Raw genomic sequence first — 23830 nt, 5'->3', positions numbered from 1 at the left:
GCTCTTCCGAGCGTGCACACCCCGTGCTAGGCTCGCGGCGAGTTGCAGTTTGGTTTCCCTTGCAGTACGAGCCTGCGGAGCATGTGACCGCGGGCTTTCGTCGTTTTCAGGCTTCATGCAGGTTCTGGAGCAGGGCGACCCTTTTAGGCCCAGGGAGGGCTTATGGCTACCGGAACCGTCAAGTGGTTCAACGCCGAGAAGGGCTTTGGTTTCATCGCCCAGGATGGCGGCGGCCCTGATGTCTTCGTTCACTACTCCGCTATCAACGCCACCGGTTTCCGTTCTCTTGAGGAGAGCCAGACCGTGACCTTCGATGTCACCCAGGGTCCGAAGGGTCCCCAGGCTGAGAACGTCAGCGTGGTCTGAAACGCCAGTTTTTCGGCGTGACAACCAGAGAAGCCCCTGTCGGCTGGCAGGGGCTTCTTTTGTTGTGCGCCACGGGCCGCGCGTGAGGTTCCCCGGAGGATTTCCCGTCCGGGGGAAATCCTCCGTCGGCCTCCGCCGCCGGGCCGGTTAGCGCTCCGCGCCGTCCGGGGCGTACAGCTCCTCCAGAACGTCGGCGTACTCGTGGAGAACGGCGGCCCGGCGAATCTTGAGCGACGGGGTCAGCTGTCCCCCTTCCACGGTGAACTCCTGGGGGAGGACCCGGAATCGTCGAATGGACTCGCCTTCGGGGAGCACCCGTTCGGCCGTGGTGATCGCCTTGCCGATGTCGGCGAGGAGTTCGGGGTCCTCGACCAGCCGGGAGACCGGCGTCCTGCCCCGTTCGCGGAGGGTGCGCCAGTGCGCCAGCCCGTCGGGGTCGAGGGTGATCAGGGCGGCGAGATGGGGGAGCTGGTCGCCGACCACCAGGCAGTGGCCGACCAGCGCGTGGGCGCGCAGCGCCTCCTCGACCGGCTCGGGGGCCACCGTCCTGCCCCGCGCGGTGATGATCAGGTCCCTCTGCCGTCCGATGATCGTGAGAAAGCCGTCCTCGTCCAGGGAGCCCAGGTCCCCCGTCGCGAACCAGCCCTCGGCGTCGGTTCCCGGCACCACCCGCCCCCGTTCGCCGTCCCAGTAGCCGGCGAAGACCTGCGCGCCGCGCACCAGTACCTCGCCGTTCCTGGCGACGCGCACGGCCGCGCCCGGCAGCGGCCGGCCGACGGTGCCGAGGCGGCGGGCGCCCGGAGAGTTCACGGTGACGGCCGCCGAGGTCTCGGTGAGCCCGTAGCCCTCGTGGACGGCGACCCCGATGCCCTCGTAGAAGGTGGCGAGCCGGCTCCCCAGCGGCGCTCCCCCGCAGATCACGTGCCGCAGCCGGCCGCCGAGCCGCTCCCTGATCCTGCGGTAGACCAGCGGCTCGTAGAGCGAACGCGCGGCCCTCAGCCCCACGCCGGGCCGGGCCTCCGCCTCGGTCTCCCCCGAGGCCCCCAGCCGCCTGGCTATCCGCGCGGCGCGGTCGAAGGCGCTGCCGCGCCCCGCCGTCTCGGCGCTGGCGCGGGCGGCGTTGAAGACCTTCTCCAGCAGCTGGGGAACGGCGAAGAGGAAGGTCGGCCGGAACGAGGCGAGGTCCGCCGACAGCTCGGCGGCGGCGAGCCCCGACGCGTGCCCCAGCCGCACCCGGGCCCGCACACAGGCCAACGAGACCACACGGCCCAGCACATGGGCCATCGGGAGGAACAGCAGCGTGCTCGGCGGGCCCTGCTCGGGGTCGTCCGCCTCGGGGGCGAACACCGGGCCGAACAGCTCGATGGCGCCGTCGAGTTCGGCCAGCAGATTGGCGTGGGTGAGCACGCAGCCCCGGATCATCCCGGTGGTGCCCGAGGTGTAGACGAGCGTCGCGGCGTGGCCGGGGGTGAGGTGCTGCCGGTTCTCGGCGACGGTCCGGTCCGGCGCCCCGCGCCCGGCCGCCGTGATCTGGCCCAGCACCCCGCCCTGCCCCGCGCCCAGCGCGGTGAGCTGCCAGACGTGCGCCACCCCCGACAGCTCCTGGCGGACGGCGCTCAGCCTGCGGGCCTCCTCCGCCGTCTCGACCACGCACGCCCTGGCCCCGGAGTCGCGCAGCATCCAACTGAGCTGTTCCGCCGAGGACTCGGGGTAGATCGGCACGGTGACCAGGCCGGCCGCCCAGGCGGCGAAGTCCAGCAGCGTCCACTCGTAGCGAGTCCTGGACATGACAGCCAGTCGGTCGCCAGGGCGCAGCCCGTGCGCGGTCAGCCCCTTGGCGAGCGCCGTCACCTCCTCGGCGAACGCGGCCGCGCTGACATCACGCCAACTCCCGTCCGCCTGCCGACGGCTGAGAACCGGCAGCTCCGGCGCGGCGAGCGCGTTCACATACGGGATGTCGGCCAGGGTGCCGTGCCCGGGGGAGGGCCCGGGGGGCGGGGTGGCCACGGCGACCACCCGCCCCTCCTCCCGGTGCAGCCGTGGCGTCAGTCGGTGGGTCGCTGTGGTCTCCAGCGGGGCGTGCGGCATCGCGGTCCTCCCGATCACCGCCCTGGGGTAAAGGCGGAGTGGCTGCATTCTGCCGCGCCCCGTTCGGCGCTGACCGGGGCTTTCACCGTTCCACCACGGCTGCTGTGCCGGTTCGACCGGTTCCTGCCACCGAATGTCAACTCCTGTCGGTGCGATGGGTGTCACATCCCGGACGACGCGCCTCCTCTTGCGGGTGGGGGCGTGCTCACGTCAGAGTTCCTGACATACGGCACTCCCGCCGTCGAGCCGCTCCGGCGGGTGTGCCGTCTCTGGGTCCGGCCGACCCCGGGGACCATTTCACGACACTTTCGGGAAGCACCTCACGGCGCGTTCCTGGCGGAATCTCAGCCTCCGTTCGTGGCCCGGCGGTCATCCCCTCTCCCCTGAGTCTCCGCGAGATCGAAACGACAGAACACACTCTTGCCCCCCTGGTCGATCGGCGCCCACCAGGTGGCGTCGGCGAGGCTCTGCACGATGAACAGCCCCCTGCCGCCCTCGGCGAGCAGCGTGTCGTCCGGTCCCGGCGACGGGTCGAGCCGGTCGCCGGCGGGCAGGGTGGGCGGCGTGGAGTCCTCGTCCGAGACCTCCACGAAGAGCGAACGCGGCCAGTAGCGGAACGCCACCACCACCCGCCGCTCACCGGCGAGCTGCACCCGACGACCGTCGGGCGCGGCGTGGTGGATCGCGTTGCCCACCAGCTCGGAGACGCACAGCTCCACGTCGTCGGCGAGCTCGGACAGCCCCCACTCCCCCAGCACATGGCGCGCGGTGTGCCGGGCGGCGGCCGGGGTGTCGCGGTAGTCGGCCACCAGGGTGATCGAACGGAAACGGTACGCGCTGGACAGCACCACGGGCTCACGGGGCGCGGGCGGCGCCACCAGGCGCGGTGTGCTTCTCATCTCCGGCGACGACATGGTCTCCCCCCTCGATCGGCCGGCTCGATGACGTTCCGGGCGGCGGGCGCCCGTCGAAACCAGTTCGGTTATCAACCAGTCAAGAGGCGACAGACCCCTTGAGGGAACGAGCACAAGGGGGTTCACACACACATGAGGGGGGTTCACGTGGGGCATGGGCTCACGGACCGTGCTCCCCCCGGGCGCGTCGCGCGCACCCCCCGCGCCGGCAGGGCGAAACGGCCCCGGCCGGCACGTGATCCGTGCCGGCCGGGGCCGAGGGGGCGCGTGGGGGGCGGACGTCGTCAGACGGTCGCCTCACGCGCCCGTGGGGGCGCGCCCGACGGCCGGTCGTCGGCCGGGGCGGGCTCCTCGTCGCGGTCGATGTCGTTGATCTCGAAGCTGGTCGCCCTGTCGTAGGCGTCCCGGTCGAGGATGCCCTCCCTGGCGGCCACGATGACCGGCACGGTCGCCTGCCCCGCGACGTTGGTCGCGGTGCGGACCATGTCCAGGATCGGGTCGATGGCCAGCAGCAGACCCACGCCCTCCAGGGGCAGCCCGAGGGTGGAGAGCGTCAGCGTGGTCATCACCGTCGCGCCGGTGAGGCCCGCGGTGGCCGCCGAGCCGATGACGGAGACGAAGGCGATCAGCAGGTAGTCCTGTGCGCCCAGGCTCACGCCGAAGATCTCCGCCACGAAGATCGCCGCCAGCGCCGGGTAGATCGCGGCGCAGCCGTCCATCTTGGTGGTGGCGCCGAACGGCACGGCGAAGGAGGTGTACTCCCTCGGCACGCCCAGGCGCTCGGTGACCTTCTGGGTGACCGGCAGCGTGCCGACCGAGGAGCGCGAGACGAACGCCAGCTGGATCGCCGGCCACGCGCCGCGGAAGAAGCGCAGCGGGTTGACCTTGGCGACGGACCACAGCAGCAGCGGGTAGACGCCGAAGAGCACCAGCAGCGAGCCGACGTAGACGTCGACGGTGAACGTCGCGTAGTCCCCCAGCAGGTCCCAGCCGTACTGGTCGATGGCCCGGCCGATCAGGCCGACCGTGCCGATCGGCGCCAGCCGGATGATCCACCACAGCACCTTCTGGAGCAGCGCCAGCGAGGTCTCGGCGAACGTGATCAGCGGCGCCGCACGCTCGCCCAGCTTCAGCGCGGCCACGCCGACGGCGGCGGCCATGAACACGATCTGCAGGACGTTGAGTTCGGTGAACGGGGTGATCACGTCGGTCGGGACGATCCCCGTCAGGAAGTCCAGCCAGGAACCCTTGCTCTCGGGCGCGACCCCGTCGGCGGCGGAGAGGTTGGAGCCGGAACCGGGGTTGGTCAGCAGCCCGATCGTCAGGCCGATCGCGACCGCGATCAGCGAGGTGATCAGGAACCACAGCAGGGTCTGCGCGGCGAGCCTGGCCGCGTTGGAGACCTGGCGCAGGTTGGTGATGGAGACGGCGATGGCGAGGAAGACCAGCGGGCCGACGGCGAGCCGCAGCAACTGCACGAAGATGCCGCCGACCTCGTCGAGGGTCCGGCTCAGCCAGTCGACGGACCACTCGCGGGCCACCCAGCCGAGCACCACGCCCAGGACGAGGCCGGCCAGGATCTGCGCCCAGAACGGCGGCAGGGATATGCGGCGGGATCTGGGCGCCGCGGCGGGGGGCGCGGAGGCCGACGGCTCCGCGGGGGACGAGGAGGACACAGGAACACTCCGGTGGGAACGAGGGAGGTGATCGGGACGACGATCGGGGCCGGACGGGGCCGCGCACATGGCGACCGCCGCCCCTTCGGGGGCGGGCAGGGGTCGCGCCGGGGGCGCCGAACTCTCGGGGGTACGAAGGTGTCAGCGACAGGCCGCGGTCAGCACGCGGCAGAGATCGATGTGCAGGCGCGCGACAAGCGGAACGCTCACCAGAGGAGCGGGCGCGGCTGCGGTCTTCATGCGGAGCACGGTAGCACCCCTCCTTCCGGCCGTCATGGGCATGGGCGGCGTCCCGGGAACCGCCGGTGCCGCACGGTTCCCCCGGGCCATGCCAACGCCCCGCCGCGGGGACACATTCCAGCGGCGGGGCGTCGTTCGGATCACAGCGGCGCGGGCGCGCCCGGGGGCACGTCAGCTCGCGTCGTCCTCCATGCCCTGGTTGGCGCTGAGCCTGGCCTTGGCCCGCTCCACCCTGGGCGCGAGCTGCTCGGACATCTGGTCCCGCTGGCGCCGCAGCAGCACCAGGCTGAGGGGCGCGGAGACCACGAGCGAGAGCATCGCCAGCCACAGCGGGTTGGCCGTGCCGAAGGACTCGGGCACCACCCCGACGTAGGCGAGCACGGCGATCACCGCGAAGCAGCCGGCGAAGACGCCGAAGCGGAGCGCGGTGTAGCGCAGCGTCGCCGACCTGGTGGGCACGGCGGCGGTGGCGGTGTCGGCGGTCATCTGCGGTCCCCTGTCGTCCTCGGTGGTCGGCTCGGTGGTCGCCTCGGCCGCCTCTGTGCGCGCGGCGCGGTCGGCCGCGGGCCCGGCCCCCTCGTGGCCGGCCTCGGCGGAGGCGCGCGGTGCGGGCAGCGCGCCGTCGGACTCGGCACGTTCGGACGCGGCGCGCTCCGGCTTCGCGGGCTCGGACGCGGCGCGCTCCCGTGCGGAACGTTCCTGCTGTGGCATCTCGGTCTCTCCTCGCCGCCTCAACCCAGGGGGAGCCACAGGGTGACGTCGTCCCGGTACTCGTTCTCCCCGACCCTGATCGCGCCGGGGACCCGCCCGACCTCCTGGTAGCCGCAGGAGGTGTAGAAACGTTCGAGCCCCATGCCGCCGCGGCAGGTCAGCCGGATGCCCATGACCTCAGGTTCGACCGCGCGGGCCGCGGAGGCGGCGGCGGCCATCAGCTCCCGGCCCGCTCCACGTCCCTGCCAGTCGGGGTGGATCATCACGGTCGCCAGCGACAGCCAGTGCCGCATCAGGCGGTGGGTGTTGCGCTGGAGGAACGCGGTGGCGACCGGCCGGCCCCGGTCGTTGGCGCCGATCAGCAGCCGGGTGGTGCCCTCGGCCATGCCGACCAGGTGCTGGCGGAGCGCCGGCCGGACGTCCTCGGGGGTGACGGTGGGCACGAAGCCCACCGCGCCGCCGGCGTTGGTCACGTCGGCCCAGAGCGCGGCGATCGCGTCGGACAGCTCGGCGGTCGGCGCCGGGTCCAGCACGAAGTGCGGCCAGCCCTCCCGGTGCCCGCGCCCGGCGGCCGCGCGCGGCACCGTCGTCGTCTCGCTCATGCCCGCACGACCTCAGGCCCGCATCGGCTGCGGCTGGTCGCGGCGGGCCGGGTCCGGGCCCTCGTACTCGCGCAGCACCTCGTAGCGGGTGTTGCGCTCGACGGGCCGGAAGCCGGCGTCCCTGATGAGCTCCAGCAGGTCGTCCCTGGTGAGCTTGTCCGGGGTGCCGAAGTTGTCCGCGTCGTGGGTGATCTTGTACTCGACGACCGAGCCGTCCATGTCGTCGGCGCCGTGCTGGAGCGCGAGCTGGGCGGTGCCCACGCCGTGCATCACCCAGAAGACCTTGACGTGCGGGATGTTGTCGAACAGCAGCCGGGAGACGGCGAACGTGCGCAGCGCCTCGGCGCCGGAGGCCATGGTGGTGCCGGCCTGGAGCCGGTTGCGGATCTTGCCGTCCCGCATGTCCACGAAGTCGTGCTGGTAGCGCAGCGGGATGAAGACCTGGAAGCCCCCGGTCTCGTCCTGGAGCTCGCGCAGCCGCAGCACGTGGTCCACCCGGTGGCGGCGCTCCTCGATGTGGCCGTACAGCATGGTGCAGGGGGTCTTCAGGCCCTTGGAGTGCGCCAGCCGGTGGATGCGCGACCAGTCCTCCCAGTGGGTGCGGTGGTCGACGATCTGGCTCCTGACCTCCTCGTCGAAGATCTCGGCGCCGCCGCCGGTGAGCGACTCCAGCCCCGCGTCGATCAGCTCGTCGAGGATCTCGGAGGCCGACAGCCCGGAGATGCTTTCGAAGTGGTGGATCTCGGTCGCGGTGAACGCCTTGAGCGACACCTGCTCCGGCAGCGCCTCCTTCAGCGCCCGCAGCGACCTCGGGTAGTAGCGCCACGGCAGCGTCGGGTGGAGGCCGTTGACGATGTGCAGCTCGGTGAGGCCGTCGCCCTCCATGGCGTGGGCCAGCCTGACGGCCTCCTCGATGCGCATCGTGTACGCGTCCTTCTCGCCCGGCTTGCGCTGGAACGAGCAGTAGGCGCACGAGGCCGTGCAGACGTTGGTCATGTTCAGATGGCGGTTGACGTTGAAGTAGACGACGTCGCCGTTCTTCCGGGTCCGCACCTCGTGCGCGAGGCCGCCGAGCCAGGCGAGGTCGTCCGTCTCGTAGAGAGCGATGCCGTCCTCGCGGGAGAGCCTCTCCCCGGAGAGCGCCTTCTCCTCCAGCTCCCGCTTCAACCCCGCGTCCATCTGCCTGCCTCCCGGGTGCGGTCCGTCGTGTGCGCCGTCTTAGAGGCTACGCCTGCTCGTCCCTGGGCAGCTCGCCGACCCTGTTCTCCCACTTGACGGAGAGCACCAGGGTCGAGTGCGTGCGGGAGACGCCCTTGGTGCGGGCGAGCCTGCGGACGGTGCGCTCCAGGCCGTCCACGTCCGAGGCCCGGACCTTCAGCATGTAGGAGTGCTCGCCGGCGATGAACCAGCAGTCCTCGATCTCCGCGAGCTCGCGCAGCCGCCCGGCGGCGTCCTCGTGGTCGACCGCGTCCGAGAGCGTCACCCCGATCAGCGCGGTCACGCCGAGCCCCAGCTTCTTCGGGTCCACGGTGGCCCGGTAGCCGGTGATCACCCCGGCCGACTCCAGGCGGTTGATCCGGTCGGTGACGCTCGGCCCCGACAGCCCGACCAGACGGCCCAACTCGGCGTACGACGCCCGGCCGTTCTCCCGCAGCGCCTGGATGAGCTGTCTGTCCACGGCGTCCATGCTCGCAGCGCCCTCCTCGTTCTCTGGCGTATCCGGTCGATCGCACAGACGAATCTAAGGCATGACCCCCCGATCACCTACGAGTGCCCGGCCGAACGGGCCGCGCCCCCCAACTCGCCGCGCCAACGGCGGTAGAGCGTGTGCCCCACCCCCATCGCGTCCAGCGCCCGCCCCGCCACGAAGTCCACCAGCTCCTGGAGGTCGCCCGCACCCGCGTAGAACGCCGGCGAGGCCGGCAGCACCACGGCGCCCGCCTCGTCCAGCGCGACCAGCTGCCGCAGGGTCGGTCCGCTCAACGGGGTCTCCCGCACCACGACCACCAGCGGGCGCCGCTCCTTGAGCGTCACGGAGGCCACCCGCTGCAACAGGTCCTTGGAGAGACCGAGCGCCACGCCCGCGACCGAGGCGGTGGAGGCCGGCACGATCACCATGCCCCTGGCCGGATACGACCCGGAGGAGGGCCCCGCCGCCAGGTCGCCGGCCGACCAGTACCGCACCCGGGACAGCTCGGGCGCGAACGCCCCCTCCGTCCCGTCGGCGCCGCGCGACAGCCACGCCGCCAGGTCGGACCGCCAGTGCCCGTCGCGGAAGGAGACGCCCGTCTCGTCCCGCAACGTCAACCGCGCCGCACGGCTCACCACCAGGTCGACCGACTCGCCCGCCGCCAGCAGCCCGCGCAGCAGCGCCGCCGCGTAGGGCGTCCCCGACGCACCCGAGACGCCCACCACCCACGGCCGGCGCCCGGCCTCCGCGCGCCCGTCCGCCGGACCAGCCTCGTTCATGCGTCGAGGCTAACCGCCGCCACTGACAGCCGCCCTCGTCGGGGCATCTTGTCGTACAGGCAACGAGCTGCTTACCGGACGGTGACGCGTCGGCCACAGACGGCGCCCCGCGGGTCGCGCCGCGGCGCGGGCATGGACACTGGACGCCGAGGCCACCCTCGCATCGACCGGTGGGCCCGCGTCCTCGCCCCCTCGGACAGGAGTGCCGACATCAACGACCGCACCCGCCCCCGAACCCGCCTGCGGCGGATCGCCGCGCTGGGCGGCGTCGCGTTGCTGGCCACCGGAAGCGCGACCGCCTGCCAGGTCGCCGAGAGCGCGGAGGCCGGGTTCGCCGTCACCGACTCCATCGACGAGCTGCTTGACCGCCAGGCGCTGACCGTCGGGGCCACCCTCGACCTCGGCGCCGACGAGCTGCACGCCTACCTCTCCCGGACCGCGGGACCCGACGGCCGGCAGCCCACACCCGAGGAGGTGCGGCTGCTGGCCGACCTGGAGCTGACGTTCTCGACGGGCGACCCGGACGAGGAGTCCCGGATGCGGGACCTCGCCCCCGAGGACCCGCGCAACAGCTCCTGGACGGTCAACTTCGGCGGCCGCGACGTGCTCGGCCTCAAGCAGGTCGAGGAGGTCACCTATCTCCGGGTCGGCGGCGAGGCCGTCGTCGAGGACGTCTACGGCGGCGACGAGGCCGCCGTCGCCCGCGCCGAACGCTTCGCGCAGGACGCCGGCCACCTCCCCGAGTCCCTGGCGGACGCCGCCACCGGGCTGCACGGGGAGTGGGTGGAGGTCGACCCCTTCCAGTACCCGGCCTACGCCGAGGCCCTGGCCCGCTACGGCGGCGTCCCCGCGTCCGCCGCCCACGACCTCGCCGCCACCGTCGAGGACGGCGACGCGCTCCTCCAGTCGGACAACCAGTGGGACCTCGTCGGCCAGTTGCGCGACGCCCTCGCCGACGGCGCCACCACCCACCACGAGGGCGAGGAGCGCGGCGCCGAACGCGTCACCGTGCGGATGACCGCGGCCCAGGCCCGCCAGGCGCTTGGCCCGATGCTCGGTCTGATGGAGGAGCAGGTCGAGCGGTACGGGCTGCCGGCCATGATCGGCGAGCCGGTCGCCGACGACGCCGACGTCGAGGCGCGGCTGGCCATCCGCAACGGCGTGCTCTCCGAGGCCACGTTCGACCTCGGCCAACTGCACACCGCGGACGCCGGGTCGCTGCCGCTGCGCCTCTCCCTGGCCGGCGGCGCCGCGCTCTCCCTGACCGCCCCCGAGTCCGCGGGCCCGGTCAGCCCCGACGACCTGACCGTCGCGCTGCTCTATTTGGCCGTCCGCGAGGAGGAGCGGAACGAGGACGAGAACCGCGCGGACATCCCGGGCCCCATGCAGCCCTGAGCCGTCGCCGCCCTGCCCCGGCTCACCCGGCCGGGCGTAGGGTGCCCGCCATGGACATCGTCAACCCCGCGCTCAACGACTACCTGTTGGACCACGCGACGCCGGCCGACGAGGTGCTGCGCGACCTCGCGGCCGAGACGGCGGCCGCCCTGCCCGAGCACCTGAGTATGCAGATCAGCCAGGACGAGGGCGCGTTCCTGACCCTCCTGACGCGGCTGGTCGGCGCCCGCCGCGCGCTGGAGGTCGGTGTCTTCACCGGCTACTCGTCGATCTCCATCGCCCGCGGGCTCGCCCCCGGCGGCACGCTGCTGGCCTGCGACGTGAGCGAGGAGTGGACCTCGATCGCCCGCCGCTACTGGCAGCGCGCCGGCCTCGCCGAACGCATCGAGCTGCGCCTCGGCCCGGCCGTCGACACCCTCAAGGCGCTGCCCGAGGAGGAGGCGTTCGACCTGGCGTTCATCGACGCCGACAAGGTCAGCTACCCCGTCTACTACGAGGAGACCCTGCGCCGGCTGCGCCCCGGCGGTCTGGTCCTCCTCGACAACACGCTGCGCGAGGGGCGCGTCGTCGACCCCGAGGCGCAGGACCCGGCCGACCGCGCGATCCGCGAGATCAACGACATCGTCACCGCCGACCCCCGCGTCGAGTCGGTGCTGCTCCCCCTCCGCGACGGCCTGACGGTGGCCCGGAAGACCGCGCGGCCCTGACCCCGCGCGCCGGGCCGCCCAGGGGGCGCGGTCCGGCGGCCGGCGGTCGCTCAGCTCCCGGAGCCGACGACGGCGGTGACGCGGATCTCCACGCGCATGGCGGCGAGGCCGAGGACCGTGACGCCGGTCTCGGTCCAGATCGGCGCGCGGCCGCCGAGGCGACGACGGAACTGCTCCGTCATGACCGCGTTGTGGTCGTCGATGGCGTCGTCCCCCGGCGCGACCTTGTGGTACGAGTTGACGTGGATGACGTCCTTCCAGGTCGCGCCGACGGTGGCGAGCGTGCGTTCCACGTTGTCGAAGGCCAGGACGATCTCGTCCTCCAGCGCCTCGGGGACGACCAGGTCGTCGTCCACCCCCGCCTGTCCCGAGATCTCCACCCGGTCGCCGACGCGGACGGCCTGGCTGTAGCCGAGGGTCTGGTGCACCTTCTCGCCGAAGCCGGGAGTGATGCCGAAGGTGACGGTGCTCATGATGCTTCCTCTTTCTCCGCACGGGGGTGACCGCCCCCACGAATCACTTCACGCGTAAAGTGAGACTAGCAAGCAATGACTTCAAGCGCAAAGTGATGGCGGACCTCGCCCAGGGACGGGAAGATCCATGAACAGCACGGGAGGGCCCGTGAGCGGGACCCACACAGACGAGGAAGAGAACGAGCCGCGCTGGCTCGACGAGCGGGAGAAGGAGGCGTGGACGGGGCTGATCTCCCTCGTCCTGCTGCTGCCGGGCAAGCTGGAGTCGCCGCTGCGACAGGAGCACGGCCTCACCCTGTTCGAGTACCTGGTGCTCAGCCATCTCTCCGAGGCCCCGCGGCGCACGCTGCGGATGGGCGAGCTCGCCTTCCTGGCCAGCGGGTCCCTCTCCCGGCTGTCCAACGTCGTCAAGCGCTGCGAGGGACGCGGCTGGATCGCCAGGTCCCCCGACCCCGCCGACGGCCGCTACACCCTCGCCGAGCTCACCGACGCCGGCTTCGCCCTCGTGGAAGCGGCCGCGCCCACCCATCTGCGCGCCGTGCGCCACACCGTCCTCGACGCGCTCAACGCCACCGACCAGAAGGCACTCGCCCGCGTCGCCCAGAAGCTCCGCATCGTCCCGGACGACTTCGGCTGACGGCGCGCGCGGCGGCCGTCCGGAGGGCGGGCGGGCGGCGGCGTCGGGCGGCCCCCGGCCGGCACGGGCGAAACGGGCATATCCTCGAACCCATGCCCGAACTACCCGAAGTGGCCGCCCTGCGCGACCTCCTCGACGACCGCCTCGCGGGGCAGACCGTCGCCCGCGTCGCGCCGGTCGCCTTCCACGTGCTGAAGACGTACGACCCGCCGCTGGACGCCGTCGCCGGCCGGACCTTCACCGCCGTCGCGCGGCACGGCAAGTTCCTCGACCTGGTCGTCGACGACGAACTCCACCTCGTGATCCACCTGGCGCGCGCCGGCTGGCTGCGCTGGCGGGAGACCCAGCCGGCCGCGCCCCCCAGGCCGGGCAGGGGCCCCCTCGCGCTGCGCCTGACCCTGGCCGGCGGCGCCGGCTTCGACCTGACCGAGGCAGGCACCCAGAAGCGGCTCGCCGTCCACTGCGTGCGCGACCCCGCCGAGGTGCCGGGCGTCGCCCGCCTCGGCCCCGACCCGCTCGGCGACGACTTCACCGAGGAGACCCTCGCGGCCCTGCTGCGCGGCGAGCACCACCGCCTCAAGGGCGTGCTGCGCGACCAGAGCGTCCTCGCCGGCGTCGGCAACGCCTACTCCGACGAGATCCTGCACGCCGCGCGGATGTCCCCGTTCCAGCTCGCCGACCGCCTGGACGCCGACGGCGTCGCCCGGCTGTACCGGGCGCTGCGCGACACGCTCGACGAGGCCGTGGACCGCGCCCGGGGGCTGGCCGCGGGCGAGCTGAAGGCGGAGAAGAAGAGCGGACTGCGGGTGCACGGCCGCACCGGCCAGCCGTGTCCGGTGTGCGGGGACACCATCAGGGAGGTCGCCTACCGCGACTCCTCGCTCCAGTACTGCCCGCGCTGCCAGACCGGCGGCCGCCCGCTGGCCGACCGGCGCCTCTCCCGCCTGCTGAGGTGACGCCCCCGGCCCCGCGCGCCCGTGCCGGGGAGCACCGGGAGCGTCAGGCCTCCGCCTCCACCAGCACCCCGTACGACTCCGCGATCTCGGCCAGCCCGTCGGGGAAACCCCGGCTGTTCGCCGAGAACAGCCAGCCGTCGTCGTCCCGCACCAGCTCCCCCACCGTCACCCCGGTGACCCCGGGCGGCCCGTCGGGGAAGCCGTAGCAGAGCAGCTCCGCGCCGTTCTCCGCGTCCCGCAGCCGCAGATGGGGGCGGCCCACCGCCGCCAGGTCCCGCCCGCCGCCCGGCCCCTCCTCGTGCAGCGACAGCGCGAAGACCACACGCCTGGCCTCCTCGCCCAGCTCCGGCAGCCGCACCGTGAACAGCGCCTCCGGGTCCTCCCCGGCCAGCGTCACACCGACGCCCGCCGGCTCCGGGTTGTTGTAGAAGACGAAGTGCTCGTCGGAGAGCACCCGGCCGCCGGCGTCCAGCACCAGCGCGCTGGCGTCCACGTCCATCCCCTCGTCCGCCCGCCAGTCCACGGCCACCGTGAACGCCTCCGCCAGGGGCAGCACGTCGCTCAGCCGCATCCGCTGCCCGGTCGCCAACGGCAGCCGGCCGCCGTCCGGATGCGGGCAACTGGCCAGCAGCACCGACCGCGGATCGACCCGCGTCGGCTCGTACACCGCGGGCGCCACCACCGGCTGCGCGGGCAGCAGCACCGTCGCCGCCGCCGCGCTCAGCGACAGCTCCCGCAGCCGGTCCGCGACCTCCGTCGCACTGCCCGGCCGCGCCTCGGGCCGCTTCTGGAGCAACGCCAGGATCAGCTGGTCCCACGCCGCGGGCACCCCCGCCCTGCGCTCGCCGGGCGGCTGCGGATCGCTCTCCATCTGCTGCCGCAGCAACTGGTACAGCGACGGCCCGCTGAACGGCGGCTGCCCCGTGACCAGCGCGTACAGCACACAGCCCGCCGAGTACAGGTCACTGCGGAAGCCGACCGAGCCACCCTCGATCTGCTCGGGCGACATGTACGAGGGCGTGCCCACCACCACCCCGGTCGAGGTCAGCCGCGCGTGGTCGGTCGACTCGGCCAGCACGGCGGCGATCCCGAAGTCCAGCACCCGGGCCAGCCCGTCGGGGCCGACCATCACGTTGGCCGGCTTCAGATCCCGGTGCACCACCCCCGAGTCGTGCGCCACGGCCAACGCCCGGCACACCTGCTCGCCCCACCGCGCCACCTCGGCCAGCGGAGGCAGCTCCGTGGCCAGCACCGCCTCCAGCGACCTGCCGTGCAGCCGCTCCATCACCAGATAGAGAACCGACTGCCCCAGGTCCCCGTCGCCGAAGTCCGTCTCCCCGACGTCGTGCACCGTGACGATGAACGGGCTGGAGAGCCCGGCCAGCAGCTTCGCCTCCCGCTCGAACCGCTCCCTGGCCCGCGGGTCCCGCCCCACCGCCGAACTGCCGACCACCTTGACCGCGACCTGCCGCTCCAGCCGCAGGTCCAACGCCTCCCAGACCGTCCCCATGGCGCCCTCACCCAGCTGCCGCCCCAGCCGGTACCGCCCGTCGATGATCCGCTCCCGCGCCACCACGCACCCCCTGCCAGTTCCCCGGCCTCGACTCGGTCAGCACCCCGAAAGCACCGCTACCGCTACTTTATTCGGCGGTACGGGCCCAGGCCCACGGCCGAGGGACGGCACTCGTGAGGAACGCGTGCCCGCCACCGTCACAGGCCGGGCCACGCGCCCGGCCCCGCGCCCCCGCACGGGAGTCGCCGCCAGCGCCCGGCAGGCGATCACCGCAGGTCGACGGCGTGCCGACGCGGGAGAAGGCCCATTGTCAGACCCCCTGACTACGCTGACCGCAGCGAGATCGGACCGGTCACGCGAAGCCGGCGGAGCCACCCCCGGCACCCAGGACCCGAGGCAGCCAGGAGCCCGAGATGACCACACCGAGCGGAAGCACCGCGGCACCCGGCGGCACCGCCACCGCCCCCCGGCCCACCGAGCGGGAGCTGGAGCGTCACCGGGGAGAGCTGACCGGCTACTGCTACCGGATGCTGGGCTCCGCCTTCGAGGCCGAGGACGCCGTGCAGGAGACCATGGTCCGCGCCTGGCGCTCGCTGGACCGCTTCGAGGGGCGCTCCTCGCTGCGCTCCTGGCTCTACCGCATCGCGACCAACGTCTGCCTCACCATGCTCAGCGGCGCCGGACGCCGCGCCCGCCCCATGGACCTCACCGAGTCCCAGCCCACCGCCACGGCGACGCTGGGCGCCCCCCTTCCCGAGACCGCCTGGATCGAGCCCATGCCCGACGTCCGCGCCACGCCCGCGCCCGAGGAGCACGCCGAGACCCGCGAGTCGATCCGGCTCGCCTTCGTCGCCGCCCTCCAGCACCTCGCCCCCCGCCAGCGCGCCGTGCTGATCCTGCGCGAGGTGCTCAGCTGGCGCGCCGCCGAGGTCGCCGAGCTGCTCGGCACCACCGTCGCCTCGGTCAACAGCGCCCTCCAGCGCGCCCGCGCCACCCTGGCCAGCACCGGCGTCACCGAGTCCGGCCCGAGCGAGCCGCTGAGCGAGGAGCACAAGGCGCTGCTGACCCGCTATCTGGACGCCTTCGAGCGCTACGACATGGAGTCGCTGACCGCGCTCCTCGCCGAGGACGCCACGCTCTCCATGCCGCCCTTCTCCCTGTGGATGCGCGGCCCCTCCGACATAGCCGCCTGGATGGTCGGCCACGGCAAGGACTGCGAGGGCTCCCGGCTGGTGCCCACCGAGGCCAACGGCTGCGGCGCGTTCGGTCAGTACCGCAGGGACCCGGCCGGCGGCTGGTCGCCGTGGGCGCTCCAGGTCATAGAGATCTCAGAGGGGCGGATCACGGGCATCAACTCCTTCCTCGACACCGCGCGGCTCTTCCCCCTCTTCGGCCTCCCCGACCACCTCCCCGAGCCCGAGCAGTCCCAGCAGCCCGAGTAGACGCGGATCCATCCGCGCGAAGCGCGGCTCGCAGCCGAGCCGCCGCGCGGTGAGCGCCAGGCGCGCGACCGCCTCCACCGCGTCCGCGCCCGGCCCGCCGAGCCCCCGCGCGTCCACCGCCACGACCCGCGCGCCGCGCTCCCGCACCAGATCCGCCAGGCGCTCACACAACTCCGGCACGTCCGCACGTCGCACCGGACCCTCGACCACGAACTCCACATCGCCCATCCCCGTACTCCCTTCACGCCATCAAGACCCGCCCCGCGCGCCGAACTCATCGGCCCCCCGGCCCGCTAAGCCCGCGTAACGCCCCGACCCCCGGCGCCACAAGGCCCGTTGAGGCACCGTCGACCAGCCGCTTCGCCCCCTCCCGCGCTCCCTGGCGCCCCACCCGCTCCACGGCCCCACCGCCCGAGCGCCGGCGCGCACCCGAGCGCCCCGACCCCCCCCATCACACGCCCGCGGCACGGCACTTGCCCTCCCCGCGAGATCAACTCCGCTGTGAGGGGGCGGAACGTCAGTGGAGGGCGCTAACGTCATGTGAGGAGGTAATAGACTCGCTGCTGTTGAGGGGGCGCGAACATGAGTTACGGCGACGACTACGACGACGCACGCGCCGGGAGCGTCCCCGCCCAGACGAGAACGCGCCTGCCCGACCAGCCGTCCTCCCAGGACCGCAGGCCGCCCTCCTCCCCCGGCCGCAGCATGATCACCATCGTCGCCGTCGTCGTCCTCCTCGTCGCCGCCATCGTCTTCGCCAACCAGGCCCGCGACGACGACCGGGAGTCCGCGGGCGAGGGCCCCGACGGCCCCCGCGCCCAGGCCACCGCCCCCACGGGCGAGCTGCCCGTCGACGGCGCCACCAACGGCATCCCCTCCGGCTTCGCCCAGACCGAGCAGGGCGCCCAGAGCGCCGCCGCCAACTACGCGGTCGCGCTCGGCGGCACCGGCATGTTCAACGCGACGGAGCGGGACACCATCGTCAGCACCATCAGCTCCGACCAGACCCGCGACGAGCTGCTGGAGTCCCTCGCCGCCGAGTACGGCGGGCTCAACGAGAGCATCGGCCTGGACGCCGAGGGCGCCGCCCCCGAGGGCAACACGTTCGTCAACCGCACCCTGCCGATCGGCAGCACCACCGAGTCCTACTCCGCCACCACGGCCGAGATCTCCGTCTGGTGCGCCGGCCTCTTCGGCCTCGCCGGCCTCGACTCGCAGAGCCCCGTGCGCACCAGCTGGTTCACCATGCGGCTGACCCTCACCTGGGAGGACTCGGACTGGAAGGTGGTCACCACCGAGCAGACCGAGGGCCCCACCCCCGTCAACGGCGACAACCGGATCTCCGGAGCCGAGGAGATCGCCGAAGCCATCGAGGAGTTCGGGGGGTTCACCTATGCGCGCTGACCCACGGCGCCGCCTGACCGCGCTGATCCTGGGCCCGGCGGCCCTGCTGACCGCCGGCCTGGTCACCGCGCCGGGCGCCCGCGCCGACGAGGAGGACGAGGGCAACCCGGACTGCGAGCTGATCTCCGGGGGCGCCAGGGACCTCTGCGAGGGCGGCACCGAGACCGGCGACAACGGCGGCGGCTCCTCCGTCAGCGACTCCCTCGACCCGATCTCCGGCATCGCCCGCAGCTTCGCCGACGCCGCCGCCTGGCTCGTCGGCGAGCTGTCCGAGCTGGTCTCCGCGACCACCAACGTCGACTTCACCAACGCCTCCTTCCTCCGCCAGTACGCCGTCGTCTTCGCCGCCTCCACCGTCCTCACGCTGGTCCTGTGGCTGCTGGCCATCGTCAAGCGCGCCATCCGCGGCGTGCCCCTGACGACGGCGCTCTCCGAGGCCATCGGCTTCCTCTGGCTCACCGTGATGGCCTCCGCCTTCACCCCCCTGATCCTCTACGTCGTCGTCTCGGCGACGGACGGCGTCTCGGAGGCGATCGTCGCCGGCACAGGGGACAACTCGGAGGCGTTCTTCGGCGAGTTCGCCGCCGCGCTGGAGTCCGGCGAGGAGATCGGCGGCGGGCCGATCATGCTGATCGTGGTCTCCCTGATCTCCATCCTGGCCGCCGGCGTCCTCTCCCTGGAACTCATCATCAGGGCCGCCATGCTCTACGTCGGCGCCCTCCTCGGCACCGCCGTCTACGCCGGCCTCGTCGACAAGAACCTCTGGGGCCACGTCCGCGGCTGGGCCGGCATCATGATCGCGATCATCCTGATCAAGCCGGTCATCGTGATCGTCCTCGGCCTCGCCTCCGCCCTCACCACGGACGACGGACCGACCGCCACCTCGGCGATCATCTCCGGGCTCGCCATCATCCTGCTGGCGATCTTCGCCTCCGCGATGATCTACCGCTTCGTCCCCGGCTTCGGCGACGAGATCGTCAGCCACCGCGCCGCGCGCAGCGACACCTCAAGCCGCGCCGCCAAGGCCGCCATCTCCACCCCGGCCACGACCCTGCGCCAGGGCATGAGCACCCACGGCACCCGCGAGGGCGGCGGCGCCGGCGGCGGAGGGGCCGCCGGCGGCCAGGGCGCGGCCCGCCCCTCCAACCCCCTGGCCGGCGGAGTCGCCGCGCACGGTACCCGTTCCGGCCAATCCGGGTCATCATCGTCCTCGGGAGCAGGCAACCGCCAGGCCAGTCCAGGGAATCGAGGGGATAGCCGGTGACCGCCCCACCGCAGACGCTCACCAGACGCCGCACCTATCTGATCGGCCGAGCCCGTCCCCAGGCCCTCGTCGGGAAGAACCGCGAGACGGGCGAGATCGCGATGATCGTCGTCGGCGCGTTCCTCGGCATGATGAGCGGCCTCCTCATCCCGGTGCTCAGCGCGCGCATCGTCGGCCTCGTCGGCTTCCCCATGCTCGCCCTGGCCGCGGTCTACGTCCCGTACAACGGCCGCACGTTCTACAGGTGGTTCGAGATCAACCGTTCCTTCCGCCGCCTCCAGCGCCGCGGCGCCACGTACAGCTCCACCGCCGCCGAGGCGGGCACCCTGATCGACGGCCGCGAGATCGAGGTCGGCGCGCCCCCCGGCGTGGGCCGGGTGCACTGGCTGTCCGCGCCGTTCGGCCCCGACGAGTTGGCCGTGCTGCTGCACACCGACCGCCGCACCATCACCACCGCCATCGAGATCGAGGGCCCCGGCGTCGGCCTGCGCGACAGCGAGGACCAGGAGGCGCTCGTCGAGCGCTTCGGCACCCTCCTCAAGCACGTGGCCAACGGCGACGGCCATGTCACCCGCCTCCAGATGCTCGCCCGCACCCTGCCGGCCGACCCCGACGCCCACGCCAACGACGTGCTCGAACGCGGCGCCGTCAACTCCCCCGCCTGGATCCAGGACTCCTACGACCAGCTCCAGTCCATGGTCTCCACCTCCAGCGAGCAGCACCGCGCCTACCTCGTCGCCTGTATGCACCACTCGCGTGAGCTGAGCAACGAGGCCAGCTCCATCGTCAAGGCGTCCAGGACGCAGCGCGGCCAGCGCCGGCTCTCCCAGGACGAGGCCCTGGCGATCGTCATGGCACGCGAACTGACCGACATCTGCGCGCGCCTGACCGAAGCCGACATCAGGGTGCGTCAGCCCCTCGGCGAGGCCCGGCTCTCCTCCCTGATCCACTCCATGTACGACCCCGACCACCCGATCGACCACATCCAGGCCATGTCCAAGCGCAACGCCTGGCCGGCCGAGCTGGACGCCCGCGAGCCCACCTACCTCCAGGCCAAGACCCGCGAGTCCGGCACCCGCGACCCCTGGTGCCACGCCACCGCCTGGGTCAAGGAGTGGCCGCTCACCCCCGTCGGCGTCAACTTCCTCGCCCCCCTGCTCGTCCACACCCCCGACGTGATCCGCACCGTGGCCGTCTGCATGGACCTGGAGCCCACCGAGCTGGCCATCGAGCGGATGCTCACCGAGAAGACCAACGACGAGGCCGAGGCGTCCCGCGCCGCCAAGATGAACCGCACGGTCGACCCCCGCGACGTCGCCGCCCACAGCCGCGTCGACCAGCGCGGCGACGACCTCGCCTCCGGCGCCGCCGGCGTCAACCTCGTCGGCTACATCACGGTCTCCTCCCCCAACCCCGAGACCCTCGCCCGCGACAAGCGCACCATCCGCGCCTCCGCGGGCAAGTCCTACCTCAAGCTCGAATGGTGCGACCGCGAGCACCACCGCGCGTTCGTCAACACCCTTCCCTTCGCCACCGGGATCAGGCGGTGACCCTGACCGACACCCCGCTCCCCCTCCGCTGAGCCCCCCGCCTATCCCGACCACCCCGACGAACCCGCCGCCCGACCACGGCGGGTCCGCACGGTGAAGGAGGTGCCACCATGCCACCCCGTGACCCCATGACCGCTCTCACCGAGGCGTTCACCAGCCTGCTCTTCGGCAGAACGGAAAGCACCAGGCTCCCAGTGCGCACCTCGACCGGACAGGCCCAGGCCGTCTACCTCCCCACCGCCGCCCCCGGCCTCGGCGACTCCGGCGTGATCATCGGGCGAGAGGTGTACTCCGGCAAGGGGTATATCTATGACCCCTTCCAGCTCTACGGCCAGCAGTTGCCCGCCCCCCACTGGCTGGTCCTCGGCGAGTCGGGCAACGGCAAGTCCGCCCTGGAGAAGACCTACGTCCTGCGCCAACTGCGCTTCCGCGACCGCCAGGTGGTCGTCCTCGACGCCCAGGGCGAGGACGGCGTCGGCGAGTGGAACCTGATCGCCCAGCAGCTCGGCATCACCCCCATCCGGCTCGACCCGATGGCCGCCCTCGACGGCGACGTCCGGCTCAACCCGCTGGACCCGGCGATCACCACCACCGGGCAGCTCGCCCTGCTCCGCACCATCATCGAGGTCGCGCTCGGCCGCCCGTTGGACGAACGTTCCGGCTTCGCCCTCAAGGTGGCGCACGCCTACGTCAACCAGACCATGGTCGACCGCCAGCCCATCCTCACCGACATCGTCGAACGCCTCCGCCATCCCATGCCGGAGGCCGCCGACGCCATGAACGTCGCCCTGGAGGATGTCCGCGCCTGGGGCCTGGACGTCGCCCTCGTCCTCGACCGGCTCGTCGACGGCGACCTGCGCGGCATGTTCGACGGCCCGACCACGGTCGGCATCGACCTCGACGCCCCGCTGATCGTCTTCGACCTCTCGCACATCGACCGCAACTCCATCGCCATGCCGATCCTCATGGCCATCGTCGGCATCTGGCTGGAGCACACCTGGATCAGGCCCGACCGCCGCAAACGGATCTTCCTCGTCGAGGAGGCCTGGCACATCATCAACTCGCCGTCCGTGGCGCAGCTCTTCCAGCGCCTGCTGAAGTTCGGCCGCCGGCTCGGCCTCTCCTTCGTCGCCGTCGTCCACCACCTCTCCGACGTGGTCGACGGCGCGGCCGCCAAGGAGGCCGCCGCCATCCTCAAGATGGCCTCCACCCGCACCGTCTACGCCCAGAAGACCGACGAGGCCAGAGCCACCGGCCAGGTCCTCGGCCTTCCCCGCTGGGCCGTCGAGATCATCCCCACCCTCACCCCCGGCATGGCCGTCTGGGACGTCAACGGCAACGTCCAGGTCGTCAAACACCTGGTCACCGAAGCCGAACGCCCCCTGGTCTTCACCGACCGCGCCATGACCGAGTCCTCCGCCTCGCCGGCCGCCGAGGAGCCGGAGGGTGTGGACGACCTCCTCGAAGCGGAGACGGAGGCGAGGGTGATGTCCTTCGAGAAGCGCCAGGGAGTCGGGTAGCCCCCATGTCGCAGCACCACCAGCCCATCGGCCCCACCGGCCCCTCCCGACGCGGCGGCGGAATTTCCGACACCCTGCTCGTCGGCCTGCTGGGCGTGACGCTCGCGCTGGCCGTCCTCACCTGGACGGCCACCGGCCTCGGCGGCTGGTTCCGCCACGGCTCCTGGCCCGAGGGCGTCACCTTCCTCAACGTGGGCCGCGCGCTGCGCGGACTGCTCACCGACCCCGGCGACATCCCCGGCGCCTGGACCGACGCCCCACCCGAGGCCCTGCCGAGCGCCACCGCCGTCTGGGTCACGTTCCTTCTCCAACTGGTGGTGCTCTTCTCCCTCGCCCTCTTCGTCTCGATCCGCGTCACCACCTGGCGCGCCCGCCGCGCGGCCCGCCGCATCACCCGCGAGCTGCCTCCGGAGCCGGAGCCCGAACCGCTCCCGCCGTTCGAGACCGCCGCCCCCGCCGCCCCCGTCGCCCCAGCCCCGACGGCCCCCGCCGTCCCCGTCCGGGAGACGGCGCCGCCTCCCGCGCCGCGCGCGGACCCGGTCGGCGAGGTGCTCGACGCCCCGGGCGGGCTGGTCGTCGTCGACCCGGACGGCAGCCTGTGGACGAGGACGGCGAAGCAACGCGGCAGGCGCGGCCCGCTCCACGTCTACGACCCGGGCCACCTCACCGAGGCCCCGGTGCGCCTGCGCTGGGCGCCGCACCGCGGCTGCGAGCAGATGCCGACAGCCCGCCGCCGGGCCGAGCGCCTGCTGGCGCCGGTCCGCCCCGCGGAGCCGATCTTCCAACTCGACGCGGAGACGGCGGAGACGCTGCTCCGCTGCTGCCTGCACGCGGCGGCCCTCGCCGGCGAGCCCTTCCAGCACATCCCGCGCTGGGCGCAGGGCCGTTCCCTCGGCGAACCGGGACGCGTCCTGCGCACCCATCCCCACGCGGCCGGCGGCGCGGTGATGGAGCTGGAGAGCGCGCTCACCGCACACCCGGGCCGCCGCGACGCGGCGCTCAAGCTCATCGGCGACGCCCTGCGCCCCCTGGAGCAGGTGCACATCCGTCAGTCCTGTTCCCCGGGCCGGGTCGACGCGCTGGCCCTGGACAATCTGACCAACGAGGCCGGCACCCTCTATGTCATCGGGGACGCCCGGGAGACGGCGGGGCTGCGCGGCGCCCTGCTCGACGCGGTCGCCGAGGCCCAGCCCGACCTCACCGTGGTGGGCGACGCCGCGTCCGCTCAGGGTCGCCGGTAGACCAGCTCGTACGCGACCAGCCCGGGGTCCCTGGGGTCGGGCGCCGAGGCGCCGGTGGGTCGGAAGCCGAGCTTCTCGTAGAACCGGGCGGCCCGCGCGTTGTGTTGATGGACGCGGAGCCGCACCTCGCGCCCGCCGGCCTCGTCGATCGCGGTCCGCATCAGCTGCCCGGCGACGCCGGTGCCCCGGTGCTCGGGGTGGATGTAGACGCCGACCACCTCGACGTGGTCCACGAGCCCGTGGACTCCCACCATGCCCACCCAGGTGCCGTCCTCGGCCTCCCCGACGAGAATGGTGCGCTCACTGTCGGAAGCACGCCCCTCCCATTCCTGCCGACCGAGGCGCACGGCCTCCTCGTAGGGTTCGAAGAACGCCAGATGCGCGACGGGATCACGCAGCGCCGCGAGCCGCAGTTCCCGCAGCCGTTCCCAGTCCGCCCGCCCGGCCCGCCGCACCTGGTACGTCATGTGGTGATGCTGTCACCGCCGGGTTCCGGGCGCAACAAAAAGAGGGAGGGTTTCGTCGGAATCGGAATTCCGACGAAACCCTCCCTCATATTCAAATAATTGTCCGGCGGCGTCCTACTCTCCCACACGGTCCCCCATGCAGTACCATCGGCGCTGAAGAGCTTAGCTTCCGGGTTCGGAATGTAACCGGGCGTT

22 protein-coding genes and 1 rRNA gene are annotated in these 23830 nt (G+C 72.7%); 11 read left to right on the top strand and 12 right to left on the bottom strand.

Annotated features, from left to right (window positions below):
* Nucleotides 1-162: 162 nt before the first annotated feature.
* Complete coding sequence (locus tag CRP51_RS24940; protein ID WP_097233593.1) at nt 163-366, top strand: cold-shock protein; 204 nt, start codon at nt 163-165, stop codon at nt 364-366.
* Between the two features lie 147 nt (nt 367-513).
* Here CRP51_RS24940 and CRP51_RS24935 read toward each other — a convergent pair whose 3' ends face one another.
* The 8 genes from CRP51_RS24935 to CRP51_RS24900 all read right to left on the bottom strand — a co-directional run bounded on the left by CRP51_RS24935 (nt 514) and on the right by CRP51_RS24900 (nt 9066).
* Entirely contained in the window at nt 514-2472 is a 1959-nt protein-coding gene (locus tag CRP51_RS24935; protein ID WP_245880793.1) for an AMP-dependent synthetase/ligase, read from the bottom strand.
* 326 nt (nt 2473-2798) lie between these two features.
* Nucleotides 2799-3353, bottom strand: coding sequence for an ATP-binding protein (locus tag CRP51_RS24930; protein WP_170970666.1), 555 nt, complete (start codon nt 3351-3353; stop codon nt 2799-2801).
* Nucleotides 3354-3652: 299 nt separating this feature from the next.
* Nucleotides 3653-5113, bottom strand: a complete 1461-nt coding sequence (locus CRP51_RS24925) for a dicarboxylate/amino acid:cation symporter (RefSeq protein WP_097233591.1) — start codon at nt 5111-5113, stop codon at nt 3653-3655.
* Nucleotides 5114-5455: 342 nt separating this feature from the next.
* Nucleotides 5456-5995, bottom strand: a complete 540-nt coding sequence (locus CRP51_RS30140; RefSeq protein WP_342749111.1) for a DUF4229 domain-containing protein — start codon at nt 5993-5995, stop codon at nt 5456-5458.
* Between the two features lie 20 nt (nt 5996-6015).
* Nucleotides 6016-6597 carry a GNAT family N-acetyltransferase gene (locus CRP51_RS24915; RefSeq protein ID WP_097233590.1) on the bottom strand — a complete coding sequence of 194 codons (582 nt, stop codon included), beginning with the start codon at nt 6595-6597 and terminating at the stop codon, nt 6016-6018.
* A gap of 12 nt (nt 6598-6609) precedes the next feature.
* Nucleotides 6610-7776 (bottom strand): aminofutalosine synthase MqnE, encoded by a 1167-nt coding sequence (gene mqnE / locus CRP51_RS24910; protein WP_097233589.1) that lies wholly within the window; start codon nt 7774-7776, stop codon nt 6610-6612.
* A gap of 46 nt (nt 7777-7822) precedes the next feature.
* Nucleotides 7823-8284, bottom strand: coding sequence for an Lrp/AsnC family transcriptional regulator (locus tag CRP51_RS24905; protein WP_097233588.1), 462 nt, complete (start codon nt 8282-8284; stop codon nt 7823-7825).
* Nucleotides 8285-8361: 77 nt separating this feature from the next.
* Nucleotides 8362-9066, bottom strand: coding sequence for a UbiX family flavin prenyltransferase (locus CRP51_RS24900; RefSeq protein WP_097233587.1), 705 nt, complete (start codon nt 9064-9066; stop codon nt 8362-8364).
* A gap of 132 nt (nt 9067-9198) precedes the next feature.
* Between CRP51_RS24900 and CRP51_RS28380 the strand changes: the two genes are divergently transcribed.
* Nucleotides 9199-10461, top strand: a complete 1263-nt coding sequence (locus CRP51_RS28380; protein WP_097233586.1) for a hypothetical protein — start codon at nt 9199-9201, stop codon at nt 10459-10461.
* A gap of 50 nt (nt 10462-10511) precedes the next feature.
* Nucleotides 10512-11168 carry an O-methyltransferase gene (locus CRP51_RS24890; RefSeq protein ID WP_097233585.1) on the top strand — a complete coding sequence of 219 codons (657 nt, stop codon included), beginning with the start codon at nt 10512-10514 and terminating at the stop codon, nt 11166-11168.
* Nucleotides 11169-11218: 50 nt separating this feature from the next.
* Here CRP51_RS24890 and CRP51_RS24885 read toward each other — a convergent pair whose 3' ends face one another.
* Nucleotides 11219-11641, bottom strand: coding sequence for a Rid family hydrolase (locus tag CRP51_RS24885; protein ID WP_097233584.1), 423 nt, complete (start codon nt 11639-11641; stop codon nt 11219-11221).
* Between the two features lie 127 nt (nt 11642-11768).
* Here CRP51_RS24885 and CRP51_RS24880 point away from each other — a divergent pair, with 127 nt between their 5' ends.
* Together CRP51_RS24880 and CRP51_RS24875 are read left to right on the top strand one after the other, a co-directional pair.
* Nucleotides 11769-12278, top strand: a complete 510-nt coding sequence (locus CRP51_RS24880; protein ID WP_097233583.1) for a MarR family winged helix-turn-helix transcriptional regulator — start codon at nt 11769-11771, stop codon at nt 12276-12278.
* Nucleotides 12279-12370: 92 nt separating this feature from the next.
* Complete coding sequence (locus CRP51_RS24875) at nt 12371-13234, top strand: Fpg/Nei family DNA glycosylase (protein WP_097233582.1); 864 nt, start codon at nt 12371-12373, stop codon at nt 13232-13234.
* A gap of 43 nt (nt 13235-13277) precedes the next feature.
* Here the strand turns inward: CRP51_RS24875 and CRP51_RS24870 are convergent, their stop codons facing one another.
* On the bottom strand, nt 13278-14807 hold the full coding sequence (locus CRP51_RS24870) for a protein kinase domain-containing protein (protein ID WP_097233581.1): 1530 nt from the start codon (nt 14805-14807) through the stop codon (nt 13278-13280).
* A gap of 353 nt (nt 14808-15160) precedes the next feature.
* Here CRP51_RS24870 and CRP51_RS24865 point away from each other — a divergent pair, with 353 nt between their 5' ends.
* The 6 genes from CRP51_RS24865 (at nt 15161) to CRP51_RS24835 (ending at nt 23168) form a co-directional block, all read left to right on the top strand.
* Nucleotides 15161-16189 (top strand): sigma-70 family RNA polymerase sigma factor, encoded by a 1029-nt coding sequence (locus CRP51_RS24865; protein ID WP_097233580.1) that lies wholly within the window; start codon nt 15161-15163, stop codon nt 16187-16189.
* A 582-nt stretch (nt 16190-16771) separates the two neighbouring features.
* Nucleotides 16772-17593 (top strand): DUF8175 domain-containg protein, encoded by an 822-nt coding sequence (locus tag CRP51_RS24855; protein ID WP_097233578.1) that lies wholly within the window; start codon nt 16772-16774, stop codon nt 17591-17593.
* Nucleotides 17583-18857 carry a hypothetical protein gene (locus CRP51_RS24850; protein WP_245880791.1) on the top strand — a complete coding sequence of 425 codons (1275 nt, stop codon included), beginning with the start codon at nt 17583-17585 and terminating at the stop codon, nt 18855-18857. The genes CRP51_RS24855 and CRP51_RS24850 overlap by 11 nt, the downstream gene beginning before the upstream one ends.
* Nucleotides 18854-20407, top strand: a complete 1554-nt coding sequence (locus tag CRP51_RS24845) for an SCO6880 family protein (protein ID WP_097233577.1) — start codon at nt 18854-18856, stop codon at nt 20405-20407. Before CRP51_RS24850 ends, CRP51_RS24845 begins: the two co-directional genes overlap by 4 nt.
* Nucleotides 20408-20517: 110 nt before the next feature.
* A complete protein-coding gene (locus tag CRP51_RS24840) occupies nt 20518-21927 on the top strand; it encodes an ATP-binding protein (RefSeq protein ID WP_097233576.1) in 1410 nt (469 codons plus the stop codon).
* Between the two features lie 5 nt (nt 21928-21932).
* On the top strand, nt 21933-23168 hold the full coding sequence (locus tag CRP51_RS24835) for a type VI secretion protein (RefSeq protein WP_097233575.1): 1236 nt from the start codon (nt 21933-21935) through the stop codon (nt 23166-23168).
* Here CRP51_RS24835 and CRP51_RS24830 read toward each other — a convergent pair.
* Both CRP51_RS24830 and rrf read right to left on the bottom strand, forming a co-directional pair.
* A complete protein-coding gene (locus tag CRP51_RS24830) occupies nt 23153-23635 on the bottom strand; it encodes a GNAT family N-acetyltransferase (RefSeq protein WP_097233574.1) in 483 nt (160 codons plus the stop codon). The genes CRP51_RS24835 and CRP51_RS24830 overlap by 16 nt on opposite strands.
* Nucleotides 23636-23736: 101 nt before the next feature.
* Nucleotides 23737-23830: ribosomal RNA gene (gene rrf, locus CRP51_RS24825) — 5S ribosomal RNA — on the bottom strand; the annotation flags it as partial.

The sequence above is a fragment of the Streptomyces zhaozhouensis genome, from assembly GCF_900230195.1.
Lineage (GTDB): Bacteria > Actinomycetota > Actinomycetes > Streptomycetales > Streptomycetaceae > Streptomyces > Streptomyces zhaozhouensis.
This window is presented reverse-complemented; position numbering and strand designations above follow the sequence as displayed.

Coding starts and splice junctions, on each gene's coding strand:
- CRP51_RS24865 (WP_097233580.1), top strand. CDS start 15,161: ATGACCACACCGAGCGGAAGCACCGCGGCACCCGGCGGCACCGCCACC.
- CRP51_RS24915 (WP_097233590.1), bottom strand. CDS start 6,597: ATGAGCGAGACGACGACGGTGCCGCGCGCGGCCGCCGGGCGCGGGCAC.
- CRP51_RS30140 (WP_342749111.1), bottom strand. CDS start 5,995: ATGCCACAGCAGGAACGTTCCGCACGGGAGCGCGCCGCGTCCGAGCCC.
- CRP51_RS24835 (WP_097233575.1), top strand. CDS start 21,933: ATGTCGCAGCACCACCAGCCCATCGGCCCCACCGGCCCCTCCCGACGC.
- CRP51_RS24875 (WP_097233582.1), top strand. CDS start 12,371: ATGCCCGAACTACCCGAAGTGGCCGCCCTGCGCGACCTCCTCGACGAC.
- mqnE (WP_097233589.1), bottom strand. CDS start 7,776: ATGGACGCGGGGTTGAAGCGGGAGCTGGAGGAGAAGGCGCTCTCCGGG.
- CRP51_RS24940 (WP_097233593.1), top strand. CDS start 163: ATGGCTACCGGAACCGTCAAGTGGTTCAACGCCGAGAAGGGCTTTGGT.
- CRP51_RS24840 (WP_097233576.1), top strand. CDS start 20,518: ATGCCACCCCGTGACCCCATGACCGCTCTCACCGAGGCGTTCACCAGC.
- CRP51_RS24905 (WP_097233588.1), bottom strand. CDS start 8,284: ATGGACGCCGTGGACAGACAGCTCATCCAGGCGCTGCGGGAGAACGGC.
- CRP51_RS24880 (WP_097233583.1), top strand. CDS start 11,769: ATGAACAGCACGGGAGGGCCCGTGAGCGGGACCCACACAGACGAGGAA.
- CRP51_RS28380 (WP_097233586.1), top strand. CDS start 9,199: ATGGACACTGGACGCCGAGGCCACCCTCGCATCGACCGGTGGGCCCGC.
- CRP51_RS24930 (WP_170970666.1), bottom strand. CDS start 3,353: ATGAGAAGCACACCGCGCCTGGTGGCGCCGCCCGCGCCCCGTGAGCCC.
- CRP51_RS24850 (WP_245880791.1), top strand. CDS start 17,583: ATGCGCGCTGACCCACGGCGCCGCCTGACCGCGCTGATCCTGGGCCCG.
- CRP51_RS24830 (WP_097233574.1), bottom strand. CDS start 23,635: ATGACGTACCAGGTGCGGCGGGCCGGGCGGGCGGACTGGGAACGGCTG.
- CRP51_RS24885 (WP_097233584.1), bottom strand. CDS start 11,641: ATGAGCACCGTCACCTTCGGCATCACTCCCGGCTTCGGCGAGAAGGTG.
- CRP51_RS24890 (WP_097233585.1), top strand. CDS start 10,512: ATGGACATCGTCAACCCCGCGCTCAACGACTACCTGTTGGACCACGCG.
- CRP51_RS24900 (WP_097233587.1), bottom strand. CDS start 9,066: ATGAACGAGGCTGGTCCGGCGGACGGGCGCGCGGAGGCCGGGCGCCGG.
- CRP51_RS24855 (WP_097233578.1), top strand. CDS start 16,772: ATGAGTTACGGCGACGACTACGACGACGCACGCGCCGGGAGCGTCCCC.
- CRP51_RS24925 (WP_097233591.1), bottom strand. CDS start 5,113: ATGTGCGCGGCCCCGTCCGGCCCCGATCGTCGTCCCGATCACCTCCCT.